The 23,206-nt window shown below is 50.3% G+C and carries 23 protein-coding genes; 14 read left to right on the top strand and 9 right to left on the bottom strand.

All coding sequences use genetic code 11. From position 1 onward, the window contains the following. Window positions 1–3 precede the first annotated feature (3 nt). A complete protein-coding gene (locus ABD028_RS07790) occupies window positions 4–960 on the bottom strand; it encodes an AAA family ATPase (RefSeq protein ID WP_343843774.1) in 957 nt (318 codons plus the stop codon). A 404-nt stretch (window positions 961–1,364) separates the two neighbouring features. Here ABD028_RS07790 and ABD028_RS07785 point away from each other — a divergent pair, with 404 nt between their 5' ends. After that, window positions 1,365–1,730: a phasin family protein gene (locus ABD028_RS07785; protein ID WP_102796057.1), complete on the top strand. Its 366-nt coding sequence runs from the start codon at window positions 1,365–1,367 to the stop codon at window positions 1,728–1,730. Between the two features lie 120 nt (window positions 1,731–1,850). Further along, window positions 1,851–2,411 (top strand): hypothetical protein, encoded by a 561-nt coding sequence (locus tag ABD028_RS07780; RefSeq protein ID WP_343843770.1) that lies wholly within the window; start codon window positions 1,851–1,853, stop codon window positions 2,409–2,411. Between the two features lie 6 nt (window positions 2,412–2,417). Here ABD028_RS07780 and ABD028_RS07775 read toward each other — a convergent pair whose 3' ends face one another. From ABD028_RS07775 to ABD028_RS07765, 3 genes are all read right to left on the bottom strand, one after another. Continuing rightward, complete coding sequence (locus tag ABD028_RS07775; RefSeq protein WP_343843767.1) at window positions 2,418–2,771, bottom strand: YciI family protein; 354 nt, start codon at window positions 2,769–2,771, stop codon at window positions 2,418–2,420. Window positions 2,772–2,939: 168 nt separating this feature from the next. Next, window positions 2,940–4,199, bottom strand: a complete 1,260-nt coding sequence (locus tag ABD028_RS07770; RefSeq protein WP_343843765.1) for an RNA polymerase sigma factor — start codon at window positions 4,197–4,199, stop codon at window positions 2,940–2,942. A gap of 106 nt (window positions 4,200–4,305) precedes the next feature. Then, a complete protein-coding gene (locus tag ABD028_RS07765) occupies window positions 4,306–5,790 on the bottom strand; it encodes a DUF3336 domain-containing protein (RefSeq protein ID WP_343843762.1) in 1,485 nt (494 codons plus the stop codon). 248 nt (window positions 5,791–6,038) lie between these two features. Between ABD028_RS07765 and rpsP the strand changes: the two genes are divergently transcribed. The 6 genes from rpsP (at window position 6,039) to ABD028_RS07735 (ending at window position 8,855) form a co-directional block, all read left to right on the top strand. Further along, a complete protein-coding gene (rpsP, locus tag ABD028_RS07760) occupies window positions 6,039–6,290 on the top strand; it encodes a 30S ribosomal protein S16 (protein ID WP_102796062.1) in 252 nt (83 codons plus the stop codon). Between the two features lie 22 nt (window positions 6,291–6,312). Then, complete coding sequence (gene rimM, locus ABD028_RS07755; RefSeq protein WP_102796063.1) at window positions 6,313–6,843, top strand: ribosome maturation factor RimM; 531 nt, start codon at window positions 6,313–6,315, stop codon at window positions 6,841–6,843. Further along, window positions 6,843–7,619, top strand: coding sequence for a tRNA (guanosine(37)-N1)-methyltransferase TrmD (gene trmD, locus ABD028_RS07750; protein WP_343843756.1), 777 nt, complete (start codon window positions 6,843–6,845; stop codon window positions 7,617–7,619). Before rimM ends, trmD begins: the two co-directional genes overlap by 1 nt. A gap of 19 nt (window positions 7,620–7,638) precedes the next feature. Next, window positions 7,639–7,998 (top strand): 50S ribosomal protein L19, encoded by a 360-nt coding sequence (gene rplS / locus ABD028_RS07745; RefSeq protein ID WP_102796281.1) that lies wholly within the window; start codon window positions 7,639–7,641, stop codon window positions 7,996–7,998. Between the two features lie 133 nt (window positions 7,999–8,131). Continuing rightward, entirely contained in the window at window positions 8,132–8,446 is a 315-nt protein-coding gene (locus ABD028_RS07740) for an ArsR/SmtB family transcription factor (protein WP_343843752.1), read from the top strand. Beyond that, window positions 8,433–8,855: an SRPBCC domain-containing protein gene (locus ABD028_RS07735; RefSeq protein WP_343843749.1), complete on the top strand. Its 423-nt coding sequence runs from the start codon at window positions 8,433–8,435 to the stop codon at window positions 8,853–8,855. Before ABD028_RS07740 ends, ABD028_RS07735 begins: the two co-directional genes overlap by 14 nt. Before the next feature lie 157 nt (window positions 8,856–9,012). Here the strand turns inward: ABD028_RS07735 and ABD028_RS07730 are convergent, their stop codons facing one another. Further along, the gene (locus ABD028_RS07730; RefSeq protein WP_343843746.1) at window positions 9,013–9,615 is read right to left on the bottom strand and encodes a hypothetical protein; all 603 of its coding nucleotides are present in this window, start codon (window positions 9,613–9,615) and stop codon (window positions 9,013–9,015) included. A 395-nt stretch (window positions 9,616–10,010) separates the two neighbouring features. On the opposite strand from ABD028_RS07730, the gene ABD028_RS07725 reads away from it, so the two are divergent. Further along, on the top strand, window positions 10,011–10,520 hold the full coding sequence (locus ABD028_RS07725) for a P-loop nucleotide/nucleoside kinase family protein (protein ID WP_343843743.1): 510 nt from the start codon (window positions 10,011–10,013) through the stop codon (window positions 10,518–10,520). Window positions 10,521–10,529: 9 nt separating this feature from the next. Here the strand turns inward: ABD028_RS07725 and ABD028_RS07720 are convergent, their stop codons facing one another. Together ABD028_RS07720 and ABD028_RS07715 are read right to left on the bottom strand one after the other, a co-directional pair. After that, window positions 10,530–10,976 (bottom strand): YaiI/YqxD family protein, encoded by a 447-nt coding sequence (locus tag ABD028_RS07720; RefSeq protein ID WP_102796068.1) that lies wholly within the window; start codon window positions 10,974–10,976, stop codon window positions 10,530–10,532. Beyond that, the gene (locus ABD028_RS07715) at window positions 10,960–12,363 is read right to left on the bottom strand and encodes a diguanylate cyclase (RefSeq protein ID WP_343843739.1); all 1,404 of its coding nucleotides are present in this window, start codon (window positions 12,361–12,363) and stop codon (window positions 10,960–10,962) included. The genes ABD028_RS07720 and ABD028_RS07715 overlap by 17 nt, the downstream gene beginning before the upstream one ends. A 270-nt stretch (window positions 12,364–12,633) precedes the next feature. Here ABD028_RS07715 and ABD028_RS07710 point away from each other — a divergent pair, with 270 nt between their 5' ends. Both ABD028_RS07710 and ABD028_RS07705 read left to right on the top strand, forming a co-directional pair. Continuing rightward, on the top strand, window positions 12,634–14,115 hold the full coding sequence (locus tag ABD028_RS07710; RefSeq protein WP_343843736.1) for an AbgT family transporter: 1,482 nt from the start codon (window positions 12,634–12,636) through the stop codon (window positions 14,113–14,115). Window positions 14,116–14,193: 78 nt separating this feature from the next. Then, on the top strand, window positions 14,194–14,769 hold the full coding sequence (locus tag ABD028_RS07705) for a DNA-J related domain-containing protein (protein ID WP_343843733.1): 576 nt from the start codon (window positions 14,194–14,196) through the stop codon (window positions 14,767–14,769). On the opposite strand, the gene ABD028_RS07700 is transcribed toward ABD028_RS07705, so the two are convergent. Continuing rightward, entirely contained in the window at window positions 14,737–16,440 is a 1,704-nt protein-coding gene (locus ABD028_RS07700; RefSeq protein WP_343843731.1) for a methyl-accepting chemotaxis protein, read from the bottom strand. The genes ABD028_RS07705 and ABD028_RS07700 overlap by 33 nt on opposite strands. A gap of 363 nt (window positions 16,441–16,803) precedes the next feature. Here ABD028_RS07700 and ABD028_RS07695 point away from each other — a divergent pair, with 363 nt between their 5' ends. The 3 genes from ABD028_RS07695 (at window position 16,804) to ABD028_RS07685 (ending at window position 21,180) form a co-directional block, all read left to right on the top strand. Next, window positions 16,804–17,895, top strand: a complete 1,092-nt coding sequence (locus tag ABD028_RS07695; protein WP_102796283.1) for a 3-deoxy-7-phosphoheptulonate synthase — start codon at window positions 16,804–16,806, stop codon at window positions 17,893–17,895. Between the two features lie 2 nt (window positions 17,896–17,897). Further along, window positions 17,898–19,031 (top strand): bifunctional chorismate mutase/prephenate dehydrogenase, encoded by a 1,134-nt coding sequence (tyrA, locus tag ABD028_RS07690; protein WP_343843727.1) that lies wholly within the window; start codon window positions 17,898–17,900, stop codon window positions 19,029–19,031. 94 nt (window positions 19,032–19,125) lie between these two features. Continuing rightward, a complete protein-coding gene (locus ABD028_RS07685; RefSeq protein WP_343843725.1) occupies window positions 19,126–21,180 on the top strand; it encodes a winged helix-turn-helix domain-containing protein in 2,055 nt (684 codons plus the stop codon). On the opposite strand, the gene ABD028_RS07680 is transcribed toward ABD028_RS07685, so the two are convergent. Further along, window positions 21,177–23,084: a TonB-dependent receptor gene (locus tag ABD028_RS07680; RefSeq protein ID WP_343843723.1), complete on the bottom strand. Its 1,908-nt coding sequence runs from the start codon at window positions 23,082–23,084 to the stop codon at window positions 21,177–21,179. The genes ABD028_RS07685 and ABD028_RS07680 overlap by 4 nt on opposite strands. Window positions 23,085–23,206 lie beyond the last annotated feature (122 nt).

Here is a 23,206-nt window from a genome sequence, read left to right as displayed (position 1 = left end):
GACTCAGGGTACGGGTACCAGTTCCAGGATCCTGGCTAACACCTGATTGCTATCGATACCTTCTGCCTCGGCGTCGTAAGACAGCAGCAAACGGTGGCGTAACACATTGTGGAATACTGCCTGAATGTCATCCGGGCCGACAAACTCGCGCCCTTGCAGCCAGGCGTGGGCTCGGGCGCAGCGGTCCAGGGCTATAGTGGCACGTGGACTGGCACCAAACTCGATCCAGCCAGCTAATGCGCTGTCCAGAGCTGCAGGCTTGCGCGTGGCCATAATCAGTTGCACCAGATATTGTTCCAATGATTCGGCCAGATGAATTTTCAATACTGCTTCACGGGCGGAAAAGATATCCTGCTGCGTCAGGCTTGGGGCACTGACCTTGGCTTGGTGTAGTGCTTCATCGCGGGTCAGGCGTAAAATGGCCAGCTCAGTATCTGCACCCGGGTAATCAATTTCCAAATGCATCAAAAAGCGGTCGAGCTGTGCTTCCGGCAGTGGGTAGGTGCCTTCCTGCTCAATCGGGTTCTGTGTGGCCATGACCAGAAACAGTTCAGGCAATTGATAGGTTTTATTCCCCACTGTGATTTGGCGTTCCGCCATGGCTTCCAGCAGGGCGGACTGCACCTTGGCGGGCGCGCGGTTAATTTCATCCGCCAATACCAGATTGTGGAACAGCGGACCACGTTGGAAAACAAAACTGCCGTCTTCCGGACGGTAAATATCCGTACCGGTTAAATCGGCCGGTAGCAGATCCGGGGTAAATTGTACCCGATGAAAGTCCCCTTCAATGCCTTTTGCCAGGGCGTTTACGGCACGCGTCTTGGCAAGCCCGGGCGGGCCTTCCACTAATAGGTGGCCATCAGCTAAAAGGGCAATCAGAATATTCCTGGTCAAGGTGGACTGCCCTAACACCTGGGAGTCTAAATAGGCTTGCAGTTGTTTGAATTGTTCGGCTGCCATTGTACTTCCGTCATTTGCTAATTGTTGCGTTGTGCCTTTATGTCATCCTGCAACAGTATGTTCAGTATATAAAGGCTGCCTCTGCGCATAGAGCGTGAAAGCGCAACAGGATGATGCTCTTTGAGGCCTAAGTCTATATAGGGTTCCAACACGGAAATACAATGTTACAACTATTAAATGGTGGAATTTGGGGTTGTGGCACTGCGTTGTACCAAGCTTGATGAGGGCTAAGCGTGTCATCGGTGCAGAAAAAAGATGGTTGGCTTGTTTGAAAAATAATCAGATATTTTTCATGTGGTTAGAAATGTAAGCAAAAAATCGTGAGGTAAATTGCTGGTTTAGTATGCGGTTTCTAAATTCCTTCCGTAATCTTAGCAACGTGGATACAGCTAAGGAGTCCAATCATGAGCAAATTAGAGAATATCAAGAGTAAAGTGAATGAAGCCGAAGATTTTGCCCGCAAAATCTGGTTGGCTGGTCTGGGCGCCTACGGTAAGAGCCTGGACGAAGTACAAGGCCGTTATGAAAAGCTGAATGCCGAAGCGTCCAAAGTATTTGACGACCTGGTTGAAAAAGGCACCAAGATCGAGTCCGAAACTAAGGACAAGATCAAGGAAAAAACCAATGTTGAAGCCCGCGTTGCTGAAGTACGCAAGAAGTTGGGTTTGGACAAGCCGGATATGGAGCAGAAGGTGGAAGAACTGTCTGCCAAAATTGATGCCTTGACGGCAGCGGTTGCCAAGCTGGCTGATAAGCAAGCGAAGTCCTGATAAATAAGCCCGGCATCGCCGGGCTTTTCACGCTTTGATAGCAGTACTTTGGGCTGCTTAAAGGGTTTGTGTAACAGGCCGTTATGTACCGCATGTTGGCACGCGGATAAGGAGAAACTGATGAATCGTAGCAAGAAAACTGAACAACCCGGACGTAAGGCCTGGTTGGCCGGGGTCGGTGTTTATGGTCAGAGCCGTGAGTTCAGCGGTGAAAAACTGGACAAACTGGTAGAAGGTTCGACCGATTTGGTGGATCAACTGATAAGCCGTGGTGAAAAAGTGGAGCAGGATTTGCGTTCGCGCTGGCAAACGCCAGCCTGGTTACGCCAACGTATGCAGGTATTTAAGAATACCCTGGCGCCGGGCCAAGATGCATTGTCAGATGCCATGGCACGTTTAGACAGCGTATTGAAGGAATTGCAAAGCGTAGTAGATGCTGGTTTAAAAGCCCAGGAACAGCAGGCCAGCCCAAATGATGCGCAGACGACCAAGGCCGAAGCAAAGCCGCAGGAAAATGCTGCAGAGGCGAAAAGCGACAGCAAAGACGCAGCAAGCTCATCCACTGCTACAGCGAGTGGTGCGAAAACAGCAACGACTGAAACCAAAGCGAAGCCATCGTCAACCAATGGCCCCCGCACCAGACGCAGTACCAGTAATACCGCGAGCAAAAGCAGCTCTTAACTGGGGTTACTTGGGCAGTTCGCGAACCGGGCGGATTTCTATGCTACCCAAGCGGGCCGGTGGGATACGTCCGGCCAATTGGATGGCTTCATTTAAGTCTTTGGCCTCCATCAGGTAAAACCCGGCCAACTGTTCTTTGGTTTCGGCAAAAGGGCCGTCTGATAACTGTAACTGCCCGGCCCTGATCCTAACGGTACTGGCGGTATCGGTCATTTGCAGGGCATTACCACCGATACAATGGCCTGAACCCCGTACTTGCTCACCAAAGGCAATGCATTCTTTATTCAGATCCAGCCATTGCTGCTCACTCATATCGCGGATAATTTTTTCATCGTAATAAACAAGGCATACGTATTTCATTGCGGGTTCCTTAAATCAGTATTTTTCGGCGAAAAGTGGCAGTTTTTACCGGGGTGTTTTGTTCTGGTTGAGGTAGTGGAGAGCGTTCTTTCTGAGGCTTTACCATGTTCAGATCCTTTATGTGATATTCCAGTGTTAGTCGTATGGTCGACAACCAGATCGACATGGCTATACATTTAATTCCGACAATCGTTTGTGCAAAAAGCGCTGTTCCGGCCCTTGTTTAGTTAACGCCAGTGCTTGTTGATAGCAAATGCGGGCCTGTTCATGGCAATTCAGTCGTCGGTACAGATCGGCCATGGCGGCGTGGTAAAGATGATAGCCGGCCAGTTTATCCTGTAAGCCCTGCATCTGCTTGAGTCCAGCCTGCGGACCGTCACGCATAGCAATGGCGGCGGCCCGGTTAAGCTCTACTACCGGACTGGGAGAGGCCTGCAGCAGCAGTTCATAAAGTTGTACAATACGCTTCCAGTCGGTGTCGGCAAACTGTCTGGCCATGGCGTGTTGGGCGGCAATGGCGGCTTGCAAGGTAAAACTACCTATTTCTTCACCGGTCATGGCTTCCTGGACTAATACCAACCCTTGCCGAATCTGGTGAAAATCCCACTGTCTTCTGTCCTGAAACTCCAGTTGTACTATTTCCCCCTGCTCTGAATAGCGGGTCGCACGTCTGGCATCCTGCAGTAACATCAGGGCCAACAGACCACTGACCTCTGCGTCCGGCAATAACTCTCTGAGCAAATGTCCCAGTCTGATGGCCTCATTACAGAGTTCCTGTCGGATTAAATCATCGCCGGCAGTGGCTGAGTACCCTTCATTAAATACCAGATAGATAACATGCAGCACTGATTCCAGTCGCTGTGGCAACTGTTGTTGCTCTGGGATTTCATACGGAATACCTGCATCGCGGATTTTGTTTTTAGCGCGCACAATACGCTGAGCCAGTGTGACAGGGGATATCAGAAAAGCACGGGCGATCTCTTCGGTGGTCAGGTCGCAAATTTCCCGTAAGGTCAGCGCCAACTGCGCTTCAATGGCCAGCGCCGGGTGACAACAAGTGAAGATCAGCCTGAGCCTGTCGTCTTCAATATCTGGCTGACTATCGTAATCAGGGGCGTGGGCCGTAAGTGAATCTTCGGCCAGTTCGTCTTGCAATTGGTTAAAGCGTTGCTGACGGCGCAGTTGATCTATGGCTTTAAAACGACCGGCGGATACCAGCCAGGCGCGGGGATTATCAGGTATGCCCTCGGTGGGCCATTGTTGCAGCGCGGCACCAAAAGCCTCCTGTAGGGCTTCCTCGGCCAGGGTAAAATCTCCCAGCAAGCGGATCAACGTTGCCAGGACACGTCGGGATTGCTGTCTATAGATGGTTTGAATATGCGCCTGAACAACTGCAGCCCCTTGAGTTCCGTTTTGCGTATCCCGCATCCACCTGTCCTGCCGATAATCGAAACAGGAGGGTAACAGCTGCCACTGTTGATGAAAATCCTCTTAAGGTTACATTTTGTACCTTGTGCATGGGGGCCAGATTTTGTTAACCAGCCACACTACGTTGGTTGGATGGCGCAGGCAGGTTGCTGAGAATTCTGGCTTCACGAAGTTTCAGTAACTTCAGGTAGTGACGGAAACTTTTGCTGATTTGGGTACTGCGCCGAATCATATCCAACTGCGGCCAGGTTGCCCGTTCACCACTGTGAATCAGTTCACTGATACTTTGCTCACTGGGATTGGCAAGCAGATACTTAAAACTGGCCAGCTTCTGTTCGGGCAGTATGTTGATATCCCCAACATACTGCTGATCAATGATAGAGCGCAGCTTATGGATGCCCAGCTTTGCGGCTTTGCCAGGTACCAGATTTTCCAGAATATCAAAGGCATAAATACTATTGCTCTTGGCCAGACCGGTTAAATGACGCTTGGTTAACGCCAGCAGACCACGACTGTGCTGTTTGCGTCGGGACAAGAAGGGCACGGCCAGTGGATTGGTTTGACTGACAATACTGTGGTTGACCCCATACAAACGTGCAAGTCGGGAAAAGGGCATATCGGCCATTAAAGAGCCATCAGCAAAACGTCGGCTGGGAATGTAGGGCACAATGTCGCCAGCCTGGTTGCGGGCCTTTAACTGTACTGGGGCGAACACCAGGGGAATGGCGCAGGATGCGCGCACGGCCTGAGTGATGATGGCATTGGGAGACGTTTTGGCGTTGAGCAGGCGCGAATACTGATGCAAATCGGCGGGTGATACGGTAATCGTCACGTGGCGACCGGTAAGATTGTAGGCATCTTCAAACGTCAGCAGATCAAATAGTTCAATCAGGGCATTTTCCAGATTGGTGCTGTCTAACCAACTGCCGCGGCCCGGTCCTTGCCAGATGCTCCATTTGTGGAAACGGGAAAAGATCGCCTCGGGGGTCAGCATATCCAGCAACTGTTCATCCTTACGGGTTGCCACTAAGGCCGCCACAATAGAACCGGCGCTGGCGCCGGAAATCACCGGCGGCAGCAAGTCATGGTCTAGCAGTGAACGTACGACGCCGCAGTGAAAAAAGCCCAGTCCTGCACCGCCACTTAGCATCAGACAACTTTGTCCATAGGCGTGGGTGGTTTCCTCAAAGAACGACAGCTTCTCGTGAAAATCAATATCCGCTTCGTCGGCGTTATAAATAAATTCCAGGGCAGAGCAGACTTCGTCGAGAAATTCCTGGATCAGTACTTTTGTGCCCACTTTACTGTAATTGGCCAGTTCCGGATTAGAAATATTGGCCAGGTTGCCATGAATACCCTCATGCAAAATGAACATCAGACCGGCTGCATCGTTATTGGCTTTGGCTGTTTTCATTCGCTCGACACGCTTACGGATCAGGCGAAAATCGTAATCGTTGGATTTATCCTCATGTTTCCAATCGTCGGCGCCTGACAGGCGATCATGTTCCAGGCTGGCTTCCAGAAACTCCTGATAGCTGGCCGCATGATCAATGGCTGCCTGCAGCTTGTTTAATGCCTCTTTATTTGCCATATACCACCCCGACAATCAGATTTCGCTCTATGGCTTAATAAAATGCGAAAAAATTGGAAACGGCAACCTAATTTCCGTACTTAGCGACAGGCAACCCAAATCCGCGCTTATTCGGTATTCAATCCTTATTAAACCTTGCATTCACAGGCAAAATCCGTACAATACCGCGGCCCTTCAACCTGGCATCTATGTCTGGATTGCAAGGGCAAGTAAGGTAATGTCAACGCTTAACGAGTTTAGAGGCAACTATGGTTACTATTCGTTTACAGCGTGGTGGCGCTAAAAAAGCTCCATTTTATCAGGTCGTGGTGGCTGACAGCCGCCGTGCGCGCGATGGTCGTTTCATCGAAAACATCGGCTTTTTCAACCCGACTGCTCAAGGTCAGGAAGAGAAACTGCGTATCGATCTGGACCGTGTTGAGCATTGGGTTGGTGTAGGTGCAAGCCTGTCTGACCGCGTTGCTCGCTTGGTTAAAGATGCAAAAAAAGCAGCGGCTTAAGCCTGTCTGCTGAGGTATAGGAATGAGTGACGCGTCTGAAACTCTGGTGGTAGGCAAAATCGGTGCACCTTATGGTGTAAAAGGTTGGGTCAAGATCACCTCTTATACCGAACAACCGGAAGATATCTTCACTTATGCGCCCTGGCTTTTAAAGTCAGAAGGCGGTTTGAAGGAACTGAAGGTTGACCAATGGCGTGAACATAACAAAGGTTTGATTGCCAAGCTGGTTGGGGTCGAAGACAGAGATGCGGTCGACAGACTGAAAAATCTGGAAATTGTGATTTCGGCTGAGCTGCTTCCTGAATTGGAAGAAGGTGATTTTTACTGGCGTGATCTGGTGGGCATGCAGGTCGTGACCGAGAAAGGTTACAACCTGGGGACCGTCAGGGAATTGTTCGAAACCGGCTCTAACGACGTGCTCGTGGTTAAAGCCAATATTAATGACGCCTTTGGACAAAAAGAACGCATGATCCCATACCTTGTTGACCAGGTGGTTAAACAGGTGGATCAGGCGGCCAAAATCATCACAGTGGATTGGGAACCGGATTTCTGATGACCCGCAAGTTTTGTGTGGTCAGTTTGTTCCCTGACATGTTCGACAATTTCACCCAACAGGGTGTATTTGGTCGGGCGGTCAAGTCCGGCTTGTTACAGGTCGAGTGTTTCAATCCGAGAGACTTTACCCATGACAAGCACCGTACTGTGGACGACCGACCTTATGGCGGTGGCCCTGGTATGCTGATGATGGTGCAGCCGCTGACTGACGCCATCCATGCGGCCAAACAGGCTGCAGGGGAAAACCCTAAAGTGATTTATTTATCACCTCAGGGTAACAAGCTGGACCAGCAAGGAGTGAGACGGCTTTCCGAAACGGAAAACCTGATTCTGGTTGCTGGCCGCTACGAAGGCATCGACGAGCGGGTCATAGCAGCCGAAATTGACGAAGAATGGTCAATCGGTGACTACGTACTCAGTGGCGGGGAACTCCCGGCCATGGTGTTGATGGACGCGATAGCGCGATTTGTGCCCGGCGTGCTGGGACATGAACAATCCGCTGAGCAGGACTCCTTTAATGAAGGCCTGTTGGATTGTCCGCACTATACCCGTCCTGAAAATCTCGACGGTCGCCTGGTGCCAGACATTTTATTGTCTGGTAACCACGAAAAAATCAGGCAGTGGCGGTTAAAACAGTCGCTGGGGAGAACCTGGCAACGACGCCCTGAATTGTTAAACGACCTGGCTCTGACTGAGGAGCAAAAGCGATTATTGAGGCAGTTCCAAGATGAATTTGCCCAGCAGCAAACGCTTTTGCAGCATGATGACAGTTAATCCAGGATGAGAGGTTATGATGAGCAAAATCAATCAAGATATCATCAAGCGTATTGAAGAAGAACAGTTGAAAAAAGACGTTCCTGCGTTCGGCCCAGGTGACACTGTGGTTGTTCAGGTACGCGTTAAGGAAGGCGATAAAGAGCGTCTTCAGGCTTACGAAGGTGTAGTTATCGCCAAGCGTAACCGTGGTCTGCACTCTGCATTTACCGTACGTAAGATCTCCAGCGGTGAAGGCGTTGAGCGTGTATTCCAGACTCACAGCCCGGCTGTAGCTTCTATCGAAGTTAAGCGCCGCGGTGCGGTACGTCGCGCCAAGCTGTACTATCTGCGCGAGCGTAGCGGCAAGTCTGCACGTATCAAAGAAAAGCTTAACTAAGATTAATCTTCCGTTGACATACCTTACTGAAAAAGCCCGGCACTCGCCGGGCTTTTTACTTTGTGCCTTCCCTTTAAATCTATTTTGCAAATCAGATTTGACATGCAACCAATTGGTTGCATAAAGTCATCGTATGGATATTTTCACAGCCCTTTCAGATCCCATTCGTCGCCAATTGATAGAAGCACTCTGGCAGCGTGGGGCTTTGTCGATTAAACAGCTCGGTGAGGGGCTGAATATCAGCCGTCAGGCAGTGACCAAGCATCTGAATGTGTTGATTAAGGCTAAATTAGTCAGCGCTGAGTTCAGCGGCAAGGAACGTATTCATCAGCTCAACCCCAGGCCCATGGAACAAGTGGCCTTATGGTTGCAGCCATTCGCCGTGCAGTGGGACGACAGATTGTCCCGCCTTAACACTTACCTGGGAGAAGAACATGAGCAGGATTGACAGCATTAACCGGGAATTTACTCTCAACGCCCCCATTGAGCGGGTCTGGGCAGCCATTAGCGATCCGGCGCAAGTGGCTAACTGGTTTGGCTCAAAGGCAGAGTTCCAGTTGCAGGTTGGCAGCGAAGGCTGGTTTGAGTGGCCGCCGGAAATTTGTGAGGGGCGCTATGCCATGCGCGTTGAACAGGTGGATGCCCCCGTTTACTTCGCCTGGCGCTGGATGGCCGAGCAGGATGTGCCTTTTGATGAGAAGCAATCCACCTTGGTGGAATGGTGGCTGCAAACGTCAGAAAATGGCACACTGTTAAAGCTAAAAGAATCAGGTTTCCTGACCCTGAAACAGCAGCAAATGAATGTGCAAGGCTGGCAGCAGGAACTGGCCGAACTTGAAGCTTTTGTGCTCAGTTAATTTCAGTGTTTTATGCGCCACAAAGCACGGCAAAGAGACAAGAACGTTCATCGCACAGTCGCATATCACAAGGAGAAAAGTTCGCAGAGCAACATATTCAGGTTATGAAAGCTCTGTGATCTCTGCGCCTCCGCGGTGAATTTTTTAGACCTTAATCCTAATAGCCCCAGGGAGCTGCCGGGGCAGGGATTTCCTGGGTGAGATCAAAGTCGACCCTGAATTCCCGGCCTTCACGCACCAGGCGGTAAGTAAAAAATTCCGGATAGATATACATTTGCCAGGTATTGCCAATGGATTGTGGAATGCCCAGGCTGACAAACAACTCCTTGGAATACTGATCGGCAGGAAACGCTTGTACCTGTGGCCAGCCAGCATCGATGGTATGGCCGCCGTACATAGTGGATACATCATGGGTGCCATCTTGACGACGATGGTCATGTTTAAGGGACAAACCTGAGCCGGTTTTTCTGATTATCCAGGTACGGGAGGCATCGTCACCCACATGAAAAGGGATCTGCAATTCTGTCTCGCTACATTTACGAACATGCATGGTCAGGGGCTTGTTGGCCATACTGCCTGGCCCTTGATTATCCACACTGATTTTGCCTGCAAAGGCTTTGCCGCATAAGGCTTTAAGACTGTTAAAGAAGGTGTCCTGACTGGCTATGGACACCGCCGGAGCGGCAGAAATTTGCGTCTCGGCCTGGCCGGTCGAACAAAGGGCCAGACTCAGAAAAGTGGCAATCTGTATTTTATGCATGGTTGTTATCCGTGTTTTGAATCGCCGGTACTATAGCATTTCCGGCCGACTATATGGGTCTTAAGACTTCTCAGCATCACATCAGCTTGTTCTGGCTTTTGGATTCCAATCATTTGTTGTTCGGATCATTTTATCCCGATAGAGTGATGTGGGTTTTGTCTTATTCAGTGACTTTCGTGGTTGAAAGTTCAGAATGATCACGCACTATACGAAAAGCTCGAACTGGCCTCCGACTGATACAAATAACCTCTCGCAAAGACGCTGAAGGCTCAGAGAAAGACACGCGGAGTCATCATTTATTAAACAATACTGTGTTCTCTGTGGTTGATTATTTGCATACTGTTTGTTTTTGTCTGAAGGCGGTTTATCAGACTAACCCGTGTTGAGGAGGAAGTATGCAGCAACCTGGGAGGTTATTTTTCTTTTGCGGCAAAATGGGGGCTGGGAAATCCACCCGCTCAACACTATTGGCTGCGGACTATAACGCAGTACGTATTTCAGAAGACGAATGGCTGGCGGCACATTATCCCGGTCAGATCCAGACCTTTGATGAGTACCTGGCGTTGTCAAAAACCATCAAACCCTTTGTTAAGGGGCATGTGCAACAGATTTTACTTAGCGGCGTCCATGTGGTGATGGATTTTCCTGCGAATACCAAGGCACAGCGAGCCTGGTTCAAAACACTGTGTGCAGAAGTTAACTGTGCTCATCAGCTTATCTTTCTCGACCTGACTGATGAGCAATGCTTGTCGCAACTAGCTAAACGTCGGCTGGAACAACCCCAGCGCGCTCATTTTGACAATGCGCAGGTTTTTGCCCATGTCTCGTCATTTTTTGAGCCTCCGCAGGATGACGAGCAGTTGAATATTCTGCACGTCGCTAATAGCTCGGTGCTACATGCCTAACATTGCTGTTTACCTTTGTCTGGCCAGATAGCTATCCAGACCATTGGCAAAGGCTTGTTTTTCCCTGGGGCCCAGTGGCGGCGGGCCACCGGTTTGAACACCACTGGTACGCAGGGTATCCATAAAGTCACGCATATTCAGGCGCTGGCGGATAGTGTCTCGACTGTAGACCTCACCTCTGGGGTTAATCGCTTCTGCGCCTTTGGCCATAACCTCGGCAGCCAGGGGAATATCTGCGGTGACAACCAAATCGCCTTTTTCTACTTGTCTGACAATTTCATTGTCTGCTACATCAAAACCGCTCGGCACCTGTATGGCACGAATCACTTTGGATGGAGGGGTGCGTATTGGTTGATTAGCCACCAGTAATGTCGGAGTGCTTGTGCGCTCTGCGGCCCGGAAAATAATCTCTTTTATCACCACCGGGCAGGCATCGGCATCAACCCATATTGTCACTGGTGTCTCCTTTACTGATACTGATTCGATTGCGGCCCAGCGATTTAGCTTCATAAAGGGCTTTATCGGCACGTTCAAAACAATGTTGCATGGGTTCATGCTGCCGGACCTCGGCGATACCAAAGCTGCAACTGATTGCAAGATTGCGGCTAAAGCTGGTTTCTTCTACCTTGTCGGCTATGCGCCTGGCCAGGGCAACGGCGTCCTCAATATCAGCATTGTGACACAGAATCACAAATTCCTCTCCGCCCCAACGAGCAGCCAGATCATGTTCACGCACACATTGGCGCAATATCTGCGCAAGCTCCTGAAGGATCTGATCACCCACCTGATGACCATAGCCATCGTTGACCGCTTTGAAATGATCGATATCCAGCAGAATCAGGCTGCTTTGTTGTTGCGTGGGGTCGCGGTTGTCCTGATCAATACAATGGTTGAAGAAATGCCGATTGTGTAACTTGGTTAATGGATCATGGTCAGACAAAAACTGCAGTTCTTTGTTGGATGCTTCCAGTTCATGGCGCAATTTGACCAGTTGCCGGTTCTGTTCTGCCAGCTTCAGATTATAACGGCGGATCCACAGATTCCATGCGACCAACAATAAAATCGCCGTCAGGGTCACCAGGCCGATTTGCCAGGCTAATCGAACGTTGCTGTTTTCCACAATCCGCAAGTTATTCCATCTGTTTTGAATGTCCAGATGTTGTCTTTCAGTAACAGTTGATAAGGCCTGATTAATCTCTGGCAGCAGATAGGCATACTTGTGAATCACCCCAATGCGCAATTCATCCTGCGGGCCCCCCCAGCCGGCAATTTTCAGGTCTGCCAGGGCATCCTGCTGGATATAGGCATTAATGGAATATAACGAGCCAACAAACAGATCTGCCTGGCCGTCTGCTACTGCCTGCAAACCATCACGCTCACTGGCGACATTCAAGGTCTCTATACTTGGGTAATAAATATTCAGGTATTCCTGTAACCGATATCCGCCAGGAACGGCCAGGACCCGTCTGCCTACGTGTTCAAAGTTTTGTAAAAATGGTTGGTCTTTTCTGGCGACCAACACATTAGGAGCATAAAAATAGACCTGACTAAAGGCCAGATACTGGTCACGCTGCTGGGAACGGTTGAGCATAGGAGACAGTTCACAATCGCCGTCCCTGAGCTTTTGTAACGTCTGCTGCCAGCTATTGGTAGGCACCAGTTCCATCTTGATGCCAAGCTGCTGGGCGACCAGTGTCAGATATTCAGATGACATGCCACTATGCAGGCCTTCGCGCAGTGCTTCATAGGGCATCCAGTCAGGATCAACACAATAACGTAAAGTTTCAGGTACGCCGTGAGTGGATTTTGCCGCTTGGGCGTTTGCGGTGCTTATGCCAGACAATAGCCAGCATAAGATAAACCCTATTAGTGCAGCGTTGGCCGGTTTCCTCAACCTGGGCCCCTTATTGTTGTTTTTATTACAGTTTAGGGGCAATTATCGGGGAACGCTACGGTTAACACCCCTGGATTTTATGCTGAACTGGGCAAATTTACTGCGAATAAGCAGGATTCTGCCTTGTCTGATTTGCCAGCGCGCTTCAGTGTGGCACACTTTGCCGTATTCCTTTGGAATACGGAATCGTACCCATAACAACAATAACGGAGTAACCTGATGACAGCCCAAGCAAACTGGACCAGCCGGGCGCTGGACAAAATAGAAAAGGTAGGGAATAAGCTTCCCGATCCTGCCGTCATTTTTCTTATCAGCCTGGTCATCGTCTGGGTATTGTCGGCACTGTTGGCCAATGTCAGCTTTGATGCCCTCGATCCCCGAACCGGTCAGACGATAGTCGTCAACAACTTGCTTACCGGTGCCAGCCTGGCCGACTTTATGTCGCGTATGGTCACCATTTTTACCACCTTTGCGCCGCTTGGCGTGGTGCTGGTGTCTATGCTGGGAATTGGGGTGGCGGAACATTCCGGCTTTATTAATGCCGGTCTTAAACGCATGCTGGACTCAACACCGAAGTTTCTGCTGACACCATCTATTATTCTGGTGGCCATTGTCAGCCATACCGCCACTGACGCTGGCTACGTGCTGGTTATTCCGTTGGCCGGGGTAATTTTCTACGCCATGGGCCGTCATCCGCTGGCTGGTATTGCTGCCGCGTTTGCCGGCGTTAGTGGTGGCTTTGCTGCCAACTTTGTGCCATCAGCCATTGATCCATTACTGCAAAGTTTTACCCAAAGTGCCGCACAGATTATCGATCCAGGCATGCAGATAAACCCGCTGAATAACTGGTATTTCACCAGCGCTTCCAGCTTATTGATAATCGCCATTGGCTGGTTTTTAACGGATAAGGTGATTGAGCCGCGTCTTAAAGACACCCAGGTGGATGGTGATCCAAGAGAAATACCCAAGTTTGATGCCCTGAGCGATAAAGATCGCAAAGCCCTGCGCATTGCTACCTTGGTGATGCTGGCCGGGATTGGCTTATTGGTCGCTATTTTATGGCCGGTGGATTCACCGCTTCGCGATCCACAAGGACAACTGGCGTCTTTTTCTGCCCCGGTGATGCGCAGTATTGTGCCGCTGATTTTCCTGTTGTTTATTCTGCCTGGTGTGGTTTACGGCTTGGTAGCAGGCACTTTTAAATCCAGCCGTGACATCATCGGAGCTATGAGCAAGTCCATGGGCAGTATGAGCTATTACATCGTGATGGCGTTTTTCTGTGCCTTGTTTATTGATGCATTTGGTAAATCAAATCTGGGCGCATTGCTGGCCATTGAAGGCGCGCAAGTATTACAAACCCTGCAACTCCCTTCCATGGTGACGATTGTCGGGCTGATTTTCCTGACCGCGTTTGTCAATCTGTTTGTTGGTTCATCGTCGGCCAAGTGGGCGCTGCTCGGCCCCATTTTTGTGCCAATGCTGATGCAATTGGGGATTTCCCCGGACCTTACCCAGGCGGCATACCGGGTAGGGGACTCCTCCTCTAACATTATCACACCACTGATGCCGTACTTCCCGTTGGTGGTGGTGTATTGTCAGCGTTATGTAAAATACACAGGGATTGGTACGGTGTTGTCACTGATGTTGCCATTCTCTATCTGTATTATGGTGATTTGGACGGCATTTTTGCTGATCTATTGAGGCATGGGCATACCTTTGGGTATACAAGCCAGCTATGTATATCCGGCCGGTTGATGCAAAGACTAAAGGGGACTGTGTTTGAATCCGTCCCCTGATCTTACCGACCTGCTGCACAATTTGTTGCAGCAGGCTCCACAGGGCATAAGTGAATATGCGCTGATTGACAGGTTAAAAGAACCGGCAATGGGCGTTTTTACTGCCGATTTGGATTTGTCAGATAATCTGGTGTTATTTCAAACCCATTTCCTGCTGTTTAATCAGCTCTATCAGCTTCGTGAACAACTGCGCGCGCGCCGTGAAGGCGACTTGCAAATCAGCGCTCTGCGTATTCAACTCTTACCTTATTCATCCGGCTCAGCAGAGCTAACGGAGCATGATGCTCTGTGCAGCTATTATCTGGACTGGCAGAATTTGCAGGAAACGGACAGTGGCGGCGTGACGCAACTGCTGGAGGGATTCTGGCAACGTATGGCCGGGCAGTTGTCTGCCGACGAGCGCCGTGAAGCGCTGGCGGTGCTGGAACTGGATGAACAGGCTGATAGTGAAACCATACGCCGCCAATATCGCCGGTTAATGCATCAGCATCATCCCGATAAAGGCGGCCAACATCAATATTGTCAGTTACTGACTCAGGCCTATCGCAAACTGACCTGAAGGGCCGGCTCCATTGCTGGAGCTTAACGAATGAGCACTATTTGCCGGTGTTTGTTGCCGGGTCAGCGAGTCCACCACTTTATGCAGGTTTTGCGAAGCCTGTTTAACCGCACTGGACACATCAGTTCGCTCAGACAGGGCAATGTATTCCTGAGATGATTCCACCACCTGATTGGCGCAGGCATTCATCTGTAGCAGCACCGTAGACTGCGCTTCGGCGGCCTGATTCAGTTCAGCAACCACCGAGTTGATATCTGCCACATCTTCTACCAGTTCATTCAGACGAGCCAGTGCCGCTTTGGCCTCATCGGCATTGGCGATACATTGCTCTTTGCCTTGTTGCATGGCATTAACGGCCTGGCCGGAATCCTGCTGAAAGCTGCTGAGCATGGCCTGAATATCGGCGGTTGAGTTCTGAGTTTTGGATGCCAGGGTGCGAACTTCATCGGCAACAACCGCAAAGCCCCGGCCATGTTCACCTGCTCTGGCGGCCTCAATGGCAGCATTCAGCGCCAGCAGGTTGGTCTGATCGGCAATTTCATTGATGACCCGGACCACCTTGTGGATGCTGGCGCTCTTGCTCTGTAAATCTTCAATCAGTTTGCTGGTTTGCTCGGTATCCACCACCAGACGCTCAAAGCCACTGTTGGCTTTATCAAAAATTCTGAAGCAGGCGTCTACATTCTGCTTGGCCTGATGGGTGGCGCTGGAGACCAAATTAGTGACATTCTGCAGCTTATTGACTATCCCATTGAGATTATCCATACCTTGCTGCAGCTGCAGGGAAACATTCTGCTGGCTCCTGGCCCCTTCGTTGATAATGCTGCTGATTTCCTGCAACGCATCAAATGAATGATTAACCTCATGTTGTGCCTGGCTAAGTAAGGTTACCGTGCTTTGCATTTTATCCTGCATATGACGTGTGGCATTGGCTAGTTCACCCAACTCGTGATGACTTTGATAATTCATCACTGAGTCGTATTTACAATTCATCAAATCACGCACGCTGGTTGTGATGGATTTGGTCGGGCGTATCACTTGCTGGCGTAATACGTACATAACCAAGGAGATGGTGGATATGGTCAGAAGTAAACTGAGGACCAAAATGGACTGGATGACCGCATTGGCGTGGCCCTTAAGCTGGGTGAGTTCTTGTCGTGCCAGTTCAGCAATTTTCTTTTCCAGCGTCGCCAAACGAGCAGCGGGTTCTCTGTCCATACCCTTGACAACCTTATCGCCAAATTTAGGTTCGAAGTCTGCCTGAATAAACTGCTCAAGGCCTTCCCGGTATTGCCTGGCCATGGTTTGATGAGCCGTGCGGAAGGATTTTATGTCGTCAATGATATCAGCAGGCAAATGGTAGTTTTGTTCAAGCAGGTCCAGTTGCTGTTGGATCAGGCCTTCATGTTTAACGAAGCTGCCCCAGTATTTATCCAGGCTTTTGGCATCGTAGCCACGTAGCAATACATTTTTCCATTCCTGCACCTGAGTTTTGAAATTCGCCAGCACAACCGAGGTTTGTCGCTCAGCAGCTAAGGTGTTTTGTTCCATATTTTCAAAACCGCGAATAATTTTCTGAGTCTGGTGTAACGAGGCCATATTCAGTGCAAACAGCACCAAAAGGCCAAATAAAACGGGCAAGGAAATAATCAGGCTAAGCTTTTTCAACATGGGACTCTCACTGCTGTTGTTTGCCCGGTCATTGGGGCAACCGGGGGTTGCGCGCAGGCTAAGCTTGCTATGTGACAGCAGGATGAAAGCCGAGGCTGTTTGCTCAGGTTAAATTGTGACAAATTAACATAAGTTATGCAGAAACCACTTATAGGACTTCTTGCTCAATCGCGACTTGATAGTGAGTTCATGAAATGGTAAAAAGTCAATTATGTTTAAATTAAAAAATATCATGAAAGTAAATATAAAGTTACACCCGCTTTTTAAAACCTCCCGATACCGCTGATCTTTTCTGTTTCGGCGCGATTTTCGTGCCATACTTTCTTCGTATTTGTAAAGACATTAATACAGGTAATGACCACCATGTTAAAAGATTCCATTCATAACGTTCACGTATCTGGTGAGCAAGTTCTCGTTACCCCGGACGCCCTGGCCAGGGAAATGCCGGTGAGCAGTCGTGCATTGGAGCGAATCGCTCAGTCGCGTGCCACCATTGCCGATATTATTCATCGTCGTGATCATCGGCTGTTGGTGGTATGCGGCCCATGCTCTATTCATGATATTGAAGCGGCCAAAGAATATGCCCTTAAACTCAAGCAACTTCACGAAGAAACCAAAGACACCCTGTACATAGTGATGCGGGTGTATTTTGAAAAGCCCCGTACGACGGTGGGCTGGAAGGGCCTGATTAATGATCCGCATCTGGATGGCACCTTTGATATTGAAGCTGGCCTGCGTAAAGCCAGAGAGTTGCTGATTTGGTTGTCTGAGCTGGAACTACCAGTGGCCACAGAGGCGCTGGACCCTATCAGCCCGCAATATCTGGCTGAATTGTTTGCCTGGTCGGCTATCGGCGCCCGCACGTCTGAGTCGCAGACTCACCGTGAGATGGCCAGTGGCTTGTCTATGCCGGTTGGCTTTAAAAACGGCACGGATGGTAGTCTGGATATTGCGATTAATGCATTGCAATCAGCAGCGTCCGGGCACAGCTTTATGGGCATTAACAAGCAGGGGCAAGTCAGTATTATTCAAACTCAGGGCAACCCGGACGGACACATTATTCTGCGCGGTGGCAAACAGCCTAACTACGATTCCGTATGCGTATCTGAGTGTGAACAACAGCTTAATGCTGCGGGTTTAAGCGCCGGTTTGGTGGTGGATTGCAGTCATGCCAACTCCAATAAGGATTACCGTCGTCAGCCCTTGGTGGCGGCCAATGTTTCCAACCAGATATTGGAAGGTAACCAGTCTATTATCGGTATTATGCTGGAAAGTCATCTGCATGCCGGGAACCAGAGCAGCAATGGTAAAAAACCTGCCGAGCTGGAATATGGCCTGTCCATTACTGACGGTTGTATTGACTGGCCAAGCACCGACAAGCTGCTGAAACAGACCAGGGAGAAGCTGATTACGGTTTTACCTATGCGTCTGAAAAAACTGAAACAAGCGAGCTGACAATGAGCGAACAGGCCGATCCCCTGGCGCCCCTGCGCCAACAGATAGACGAACTGGACAGTCAACTGGTGGCGCTGCTGGTTAAACGCCTTTCCATCACCCGTCAGGTGGGTGAGGTAAAAAGTCAGATTGGGCTGCCCATTTATGTACCTAGCCGTGAAGCCGATCTTATTGCCAAGCGCCGGGCCGAAGCCGAAGCACTGGGATTGTCACCTGCTTTGGTTGAGGATCTGCTCAGGCGCATTATGCGCGAGTCGTACCAAACACAGCACCAGCGATACCGTTGTTGCCAGACTGAACTGGGTAAAGTGGTAGTGATAGGCGGTAAAGGCGCACTGGGGAGCGTGTTTGTGGATATGTTCAGAATGAGTGGCTATGACGTCGCTATTCTTGAGCAGGAAGACTGGCCTGATGCACAGAGCCTGTTTGCCGGGGCTGGTCTGGTGCTTGTATCGGTGCCGATGAAACTGACGGAAGATATTATCGGCAAACTGAATATGTTACCGGCAGACTGCTTACTGGCGGATATTACCAGTATTAAGTCCGCACCCTTGCAGGCCATGCTGGAGGTGCATAAAGGGCCAGTGCTGGGTCTGCATCCCATGTTTGGTGCAGATGTATCGAGCCTGGTAAAGCAAGTGATTGTGGTTTGTCATGGCCGTTACCCTGAACGCTATGAATGGTTGCTGGAGCAGATGCGCAGTTGGGGCGCTATTTTAAAAGAAAGTACGGCGCAGCAGCATGACGATGCCATGGCTTTTATTCAGGTGATGCGTCACTTCTGCTCTTATGTGTATGGTGCACATCTGGCGGGTGAGAATCCCGATCTGGACAGGCTGATTCAATTCAGTTCGCCCATCTACCGATTGGAGCTGGCAATGGTAGGGCGTTTATTCGCCCAGTCTCCCAATTTATATGCCGATATTATCTTTAATAATAAAGACAGTGTTGCCCTGCTCAGGCGATTCCGTGATCGTTTCGATCAGGCCCTGGCAACCCTGGAAGCGGGAGACAAAGGCACTTTTATCAAGGAATTCTTCCATATCGGCCAGTGGTTTGGCAATTTCGCCAAGGAGAGCCTGGTGGAGAGTAAAAAGCTACTACTAAAGGCTGACGATGATCGCAGCCACGCCTGAGGAGTGTGTACGCGCAGGGCTGTTCACATTGACGATAATCAACGGTAGAGTACAGCCCTGCTTCTCAGCTTTTCGATGAATTCCTCGCAATCCAATGACAGATCGCCAGCTAGATGAGATCCACCTGACCGACGTTGCGGACTTTCAACTGAGTGATCTGTTGGTGCGTCCCAGTGCTTTGGAGATCCTGAATACAGATAAGCAAGTGTTTAGCGTGGAGCCTCGCTGTATGAAGGTGTTGGTGGCCTTACATCAACGCAGTGGTGACGTAGTAAGTCGGGATGAATTGTTACAACGTTGCTGGCAGGGAAGGATAGTGTCAGATGGGGCAATCAATCGATGTATTGGCCAATTACGTAAGCTGATATCACCCCATCCTGGTCTGAGTATCGATACTATTGCAAAGATTGGTTACCGACTGCAAAACAGCGATCTGGCGGCTTTCTCGCTCTCATCTGAGTCGCACTGGCCAAGCTTCAGAATGTTAGTGTTGGGATCGCTGCTACTAGTGGTAGTAAGTGTCATTTTGTATGGTGGGTGGTTTAACTATGGAGCTCAATGGTCAACGAATCAAGTAACGCCACTTACCGCTAAGCAAGGGGTCGAAACGCAGCCAGCCCTGAGCCCCGATGGACGGCAACTGGCCTTTGTAACCAGAGGCGAGAACGGTTCTTGGGATATACATTTGCAGGAACTTAACGGCGTTGCCGCCCGTGTGTTGATCGACGGCAAAGCCGATGACATTTATCCCGTATGGCGCAATGACGGTCGGAAGCTGTTGTTTAACCGGGTGGAGGATGAACGTTGTACCTTGATGATGTTGGATTTGCTGACGCAACGTCAGCACAAGGTGACCGAGTGTGAGCCAGGCGGATATGGACGAGCTACCTTTGTAGGTAATAGCGAACAGGTTATTGTCAGTCGCAGTCAAGCGCATGATGACAGGCGCCGGCTGTATTTGATTGACTGGATAAAGGCGACAGAGTCGGTTTTGACCACCCCTCCCGCGGGTTCTCACGGCGATCTTGATCCCGTACTTTCTCCTGATGGCAGTAAGTTGTTGTTCAGGCGCACACCTTCGGCCGGCGTGAATGACTTAATGGTGGCCGACTTGGCTAATGGTCAATTACAGGACCTGCAACAATTAACCTTCGATGGTTGGAAAGCGCACGGTGCCGCCTGGGCTGCGGATGGTCATAGCATTTTTTTTAGTTCCAGCCGCGGTGGTGACTGGGGATTGTGGGCAATTGACAGCACAGGGGGGAGCCCCTACAGGTTAAACTGGGGTACCACGCCAATCACTCAGATTGCCACTAACACTCGGGGCGAGCTAGTGGCCGAGATGTGGCAAGCCCGGCGCCATCTGTATTGGCTGGACCAGGATACGCCGCAGCAAACCATTACCGCAGAAACCTGGTCGCCGGATATTGATACGCACGGTCGGATTGCCTTTGTGTCAATGGCGTCGGGAAGCCCACAAGTGTGGCTGATGAATGATAGGGGATTGCGCCAGCTAACTCACAGACAGGCCAGTTTTGTGCATGGGCCGGTCTGGAGCAACGACAGTGGTTTACTCGCCTTTGTGGCAGTGACCCAACGACAGGCACAGTTATTTTTGCTTTCAGCATTAGATGGTGAACCGGTACAGTTGACGCAAGTGACAGGAGATAAAGCCAATCCGCAGTTTTTACCAGATGATGATGGCTTGGTGTTTTTGGCTCGCAGCGAACAGCAGGGATGGCAGTTGGCAACGGCCGACGTGCAAAGCGGTCTGGTTACGGGGTATCCCGAGTTGGGGAACGATTGGCTAGCCTTGCGGGCAGGTCCTGCTGGTATCTTTGCTAAACGGCGGCAGAGCCCGGTATTTTGGCAGTTGAAGTGGCACGAGGGACAGCTGACGACTGCCCCGACCTTAATAACAACACATGGCAACAGGCCCTGGGTTGTGATCGAGCAAGGTATTGCCACAATAGAATCTGATGGTATCTGGCAACTCAAAACCAATGGCGAACGTGTGCAACTGGACACGACGCGCCTAAGTAAGGGAGTCGCCGACCTGGCCTTTGACCCCAGTCGGCAACGTTTATTGATTATGGATGGTGATGAAGATGAAAGCCATATTGCACTGATCGGCTTGGACAGACCTTAGAATCTGCTATTCAGCATCAGCCGGTAGCTTTGTGGCCAAATGGGAACCAAGGCACCAGAGGATGTTGCGTAGTAACCTTCCTTGTCCAGTGCGTTAATCCATTGTCCACGCAGCGAAAAGGCAATGTCATTCAATTTAAAGTTGTGCTGAAATCCCAGAGTCAGAAAGCTGACTCCGGGTATCTCTGTGTCGCCCTTCAGCCACATACGTCTAGCTCCTTCATGGACCAGTTGAGCATCAATAACCCAGTTATTGCTTAGTCTGTGTTCAACGTTAAAAGTAGCATTAAAAGACGACACGCCCGGTGGCTCTACGCGATTGCCGTCCTGTCCCTGTAAACTGGCATCCAGCCACACACCGCCCAAAACAACCCGGGTTGCCGAGTATATGTCTCCGGCCAGGGACAGTTCTAATCCTTTGTGGCTGACATCACCCACTAGCTGATAGCGACCATTGGCTGCGATGCCCGTGACAGGTTTGTCGATATCGAACAGCGAACCTTGCAAAGTTATTTGTGGTGAAACATCCAGATTAAATCCCAGCTCCCATTGCTGAGCTTTAACCGGTGCCATCACTTCACCATAATTGCTTGCCGAAGCAGGCGCGACACCATTCTCTTCCAAACCATTGACAAAGCTGCCAAATAGCTGCCAGTGCGCATCTAGTCTGGTGGTAAGTGAGGCATTGAAAAACCAATCATCCTGGCTAAGGAAAGACGATAAGCCACTGGGTTGTTGTACATCTTTTTCATAGCGGGATCTATGCGCCCCCAAACGGATGGACAGCGAGTTGGCATAATCTCCGGCATAGTTCAGGCTAGCCACTTGTTGATCAACCTTGTCACGCCCCATCGGCCATTGAACCGGAAGCATTGATACCGCCACGTTAAAGGACGAATCCGTCAGGCGGTATTGACCGCCATCTATTGCGTAAGCATCAACCAGGTCGGTATTGCTGCGCCTGCCCCTGAGACCTATGCCCAGGCTATGCTGCCACTCGCCGTTGTACAGCTGCCGGGCCAGTTTGGTTTCCACAGCACTGGCAGAACTGCGTGTTGCAGGTAAATGGTAGATGGTACTGTTGACTCGTCCGGCCTTATCAATACTCAGCAATGTGGTGTCATTGAGTTTTGTTCGTACAAAGGAATGGGTAACTGATGCATCAAGTGTCCAGTCATTGTGGTGATATTGATACAGCAAGCCAGCAGCCCCGTCGGTAGATTTATATCTGGCCCAATCCGGTGCAAGATTTTCTTTTAGTGGGATTGACGGGGGGGCATTGTCCTGAGCTGGGTAAACTTGCACATTGCCGTCATGTTCAAGGGTTTGCATACCTGTAAACAGATATACAGTGCTGTTGTCGTCAGGCTGCCATCTTAATGTGCTGCCGCCGCTGTATTTCTGCCCCGACTGTGCGGTGCCGCCATGATAGTCGGGTTGTGCCAATATGTGGCCGGATAGGGCCAGACTGTTGTCGGCTGTGATCAGGGTGCCTTGCGCATCGGCATGCAAAGTATCGATATCTCGCACCCCCAGACTTAGTGACAGACTATTCTGCTCTTGCGGTTCACGTAACCTGTATAGCACGACTCCAGAAGGCGAAGGCAGATCGAGCTGAGCCGCGGTGATTCCCACAGACACGGTTAAACCTGCCAGTAGCGATTCAGACAGGCCGCTGGCCCGGGCAAAATAGTGCTCGTTTATGCGATAAGCACCGCTTTGGGTTAAGTCGAAACCTCGCACCATAACCTCATTGTAAAGACCAATAGATTCAATGCCTTGCTTCTCTCCAAAGGCGGTTTGTGCGCCATCGGTTACGCTGGGCTCCTGTGCGCCGGTGATTGAACTGACAGAAAATGTGGATAGCAACAATAGTTTAAGTGCCGAAAATTGGCGGTTGAGCATGATATTCTCCTGCATTAAAGGCCGCCGAACAGTCTCAATGGTGGAGCTGCAATGCGATGCCGATGCCAGGATTTTTTGATGATGGAAATACGATGTGGGTGAAAAGTGCAGATAACTGCACA

Origin of the sequence: Bowmanella denitrificans (assembly GCF_039522935.1) — a bacterium.
GTDB classification, from domain to species: domain Bacteria; phylum Pseudomonadota; class Gammaproteobacteria; order Enterobacterales; family Alteromonadaceae; genus Bowmanella; species Bowmanella denitrificans.
This window is presented reverse-complemented; position numbering and strand designations above follow the sequence as displayed.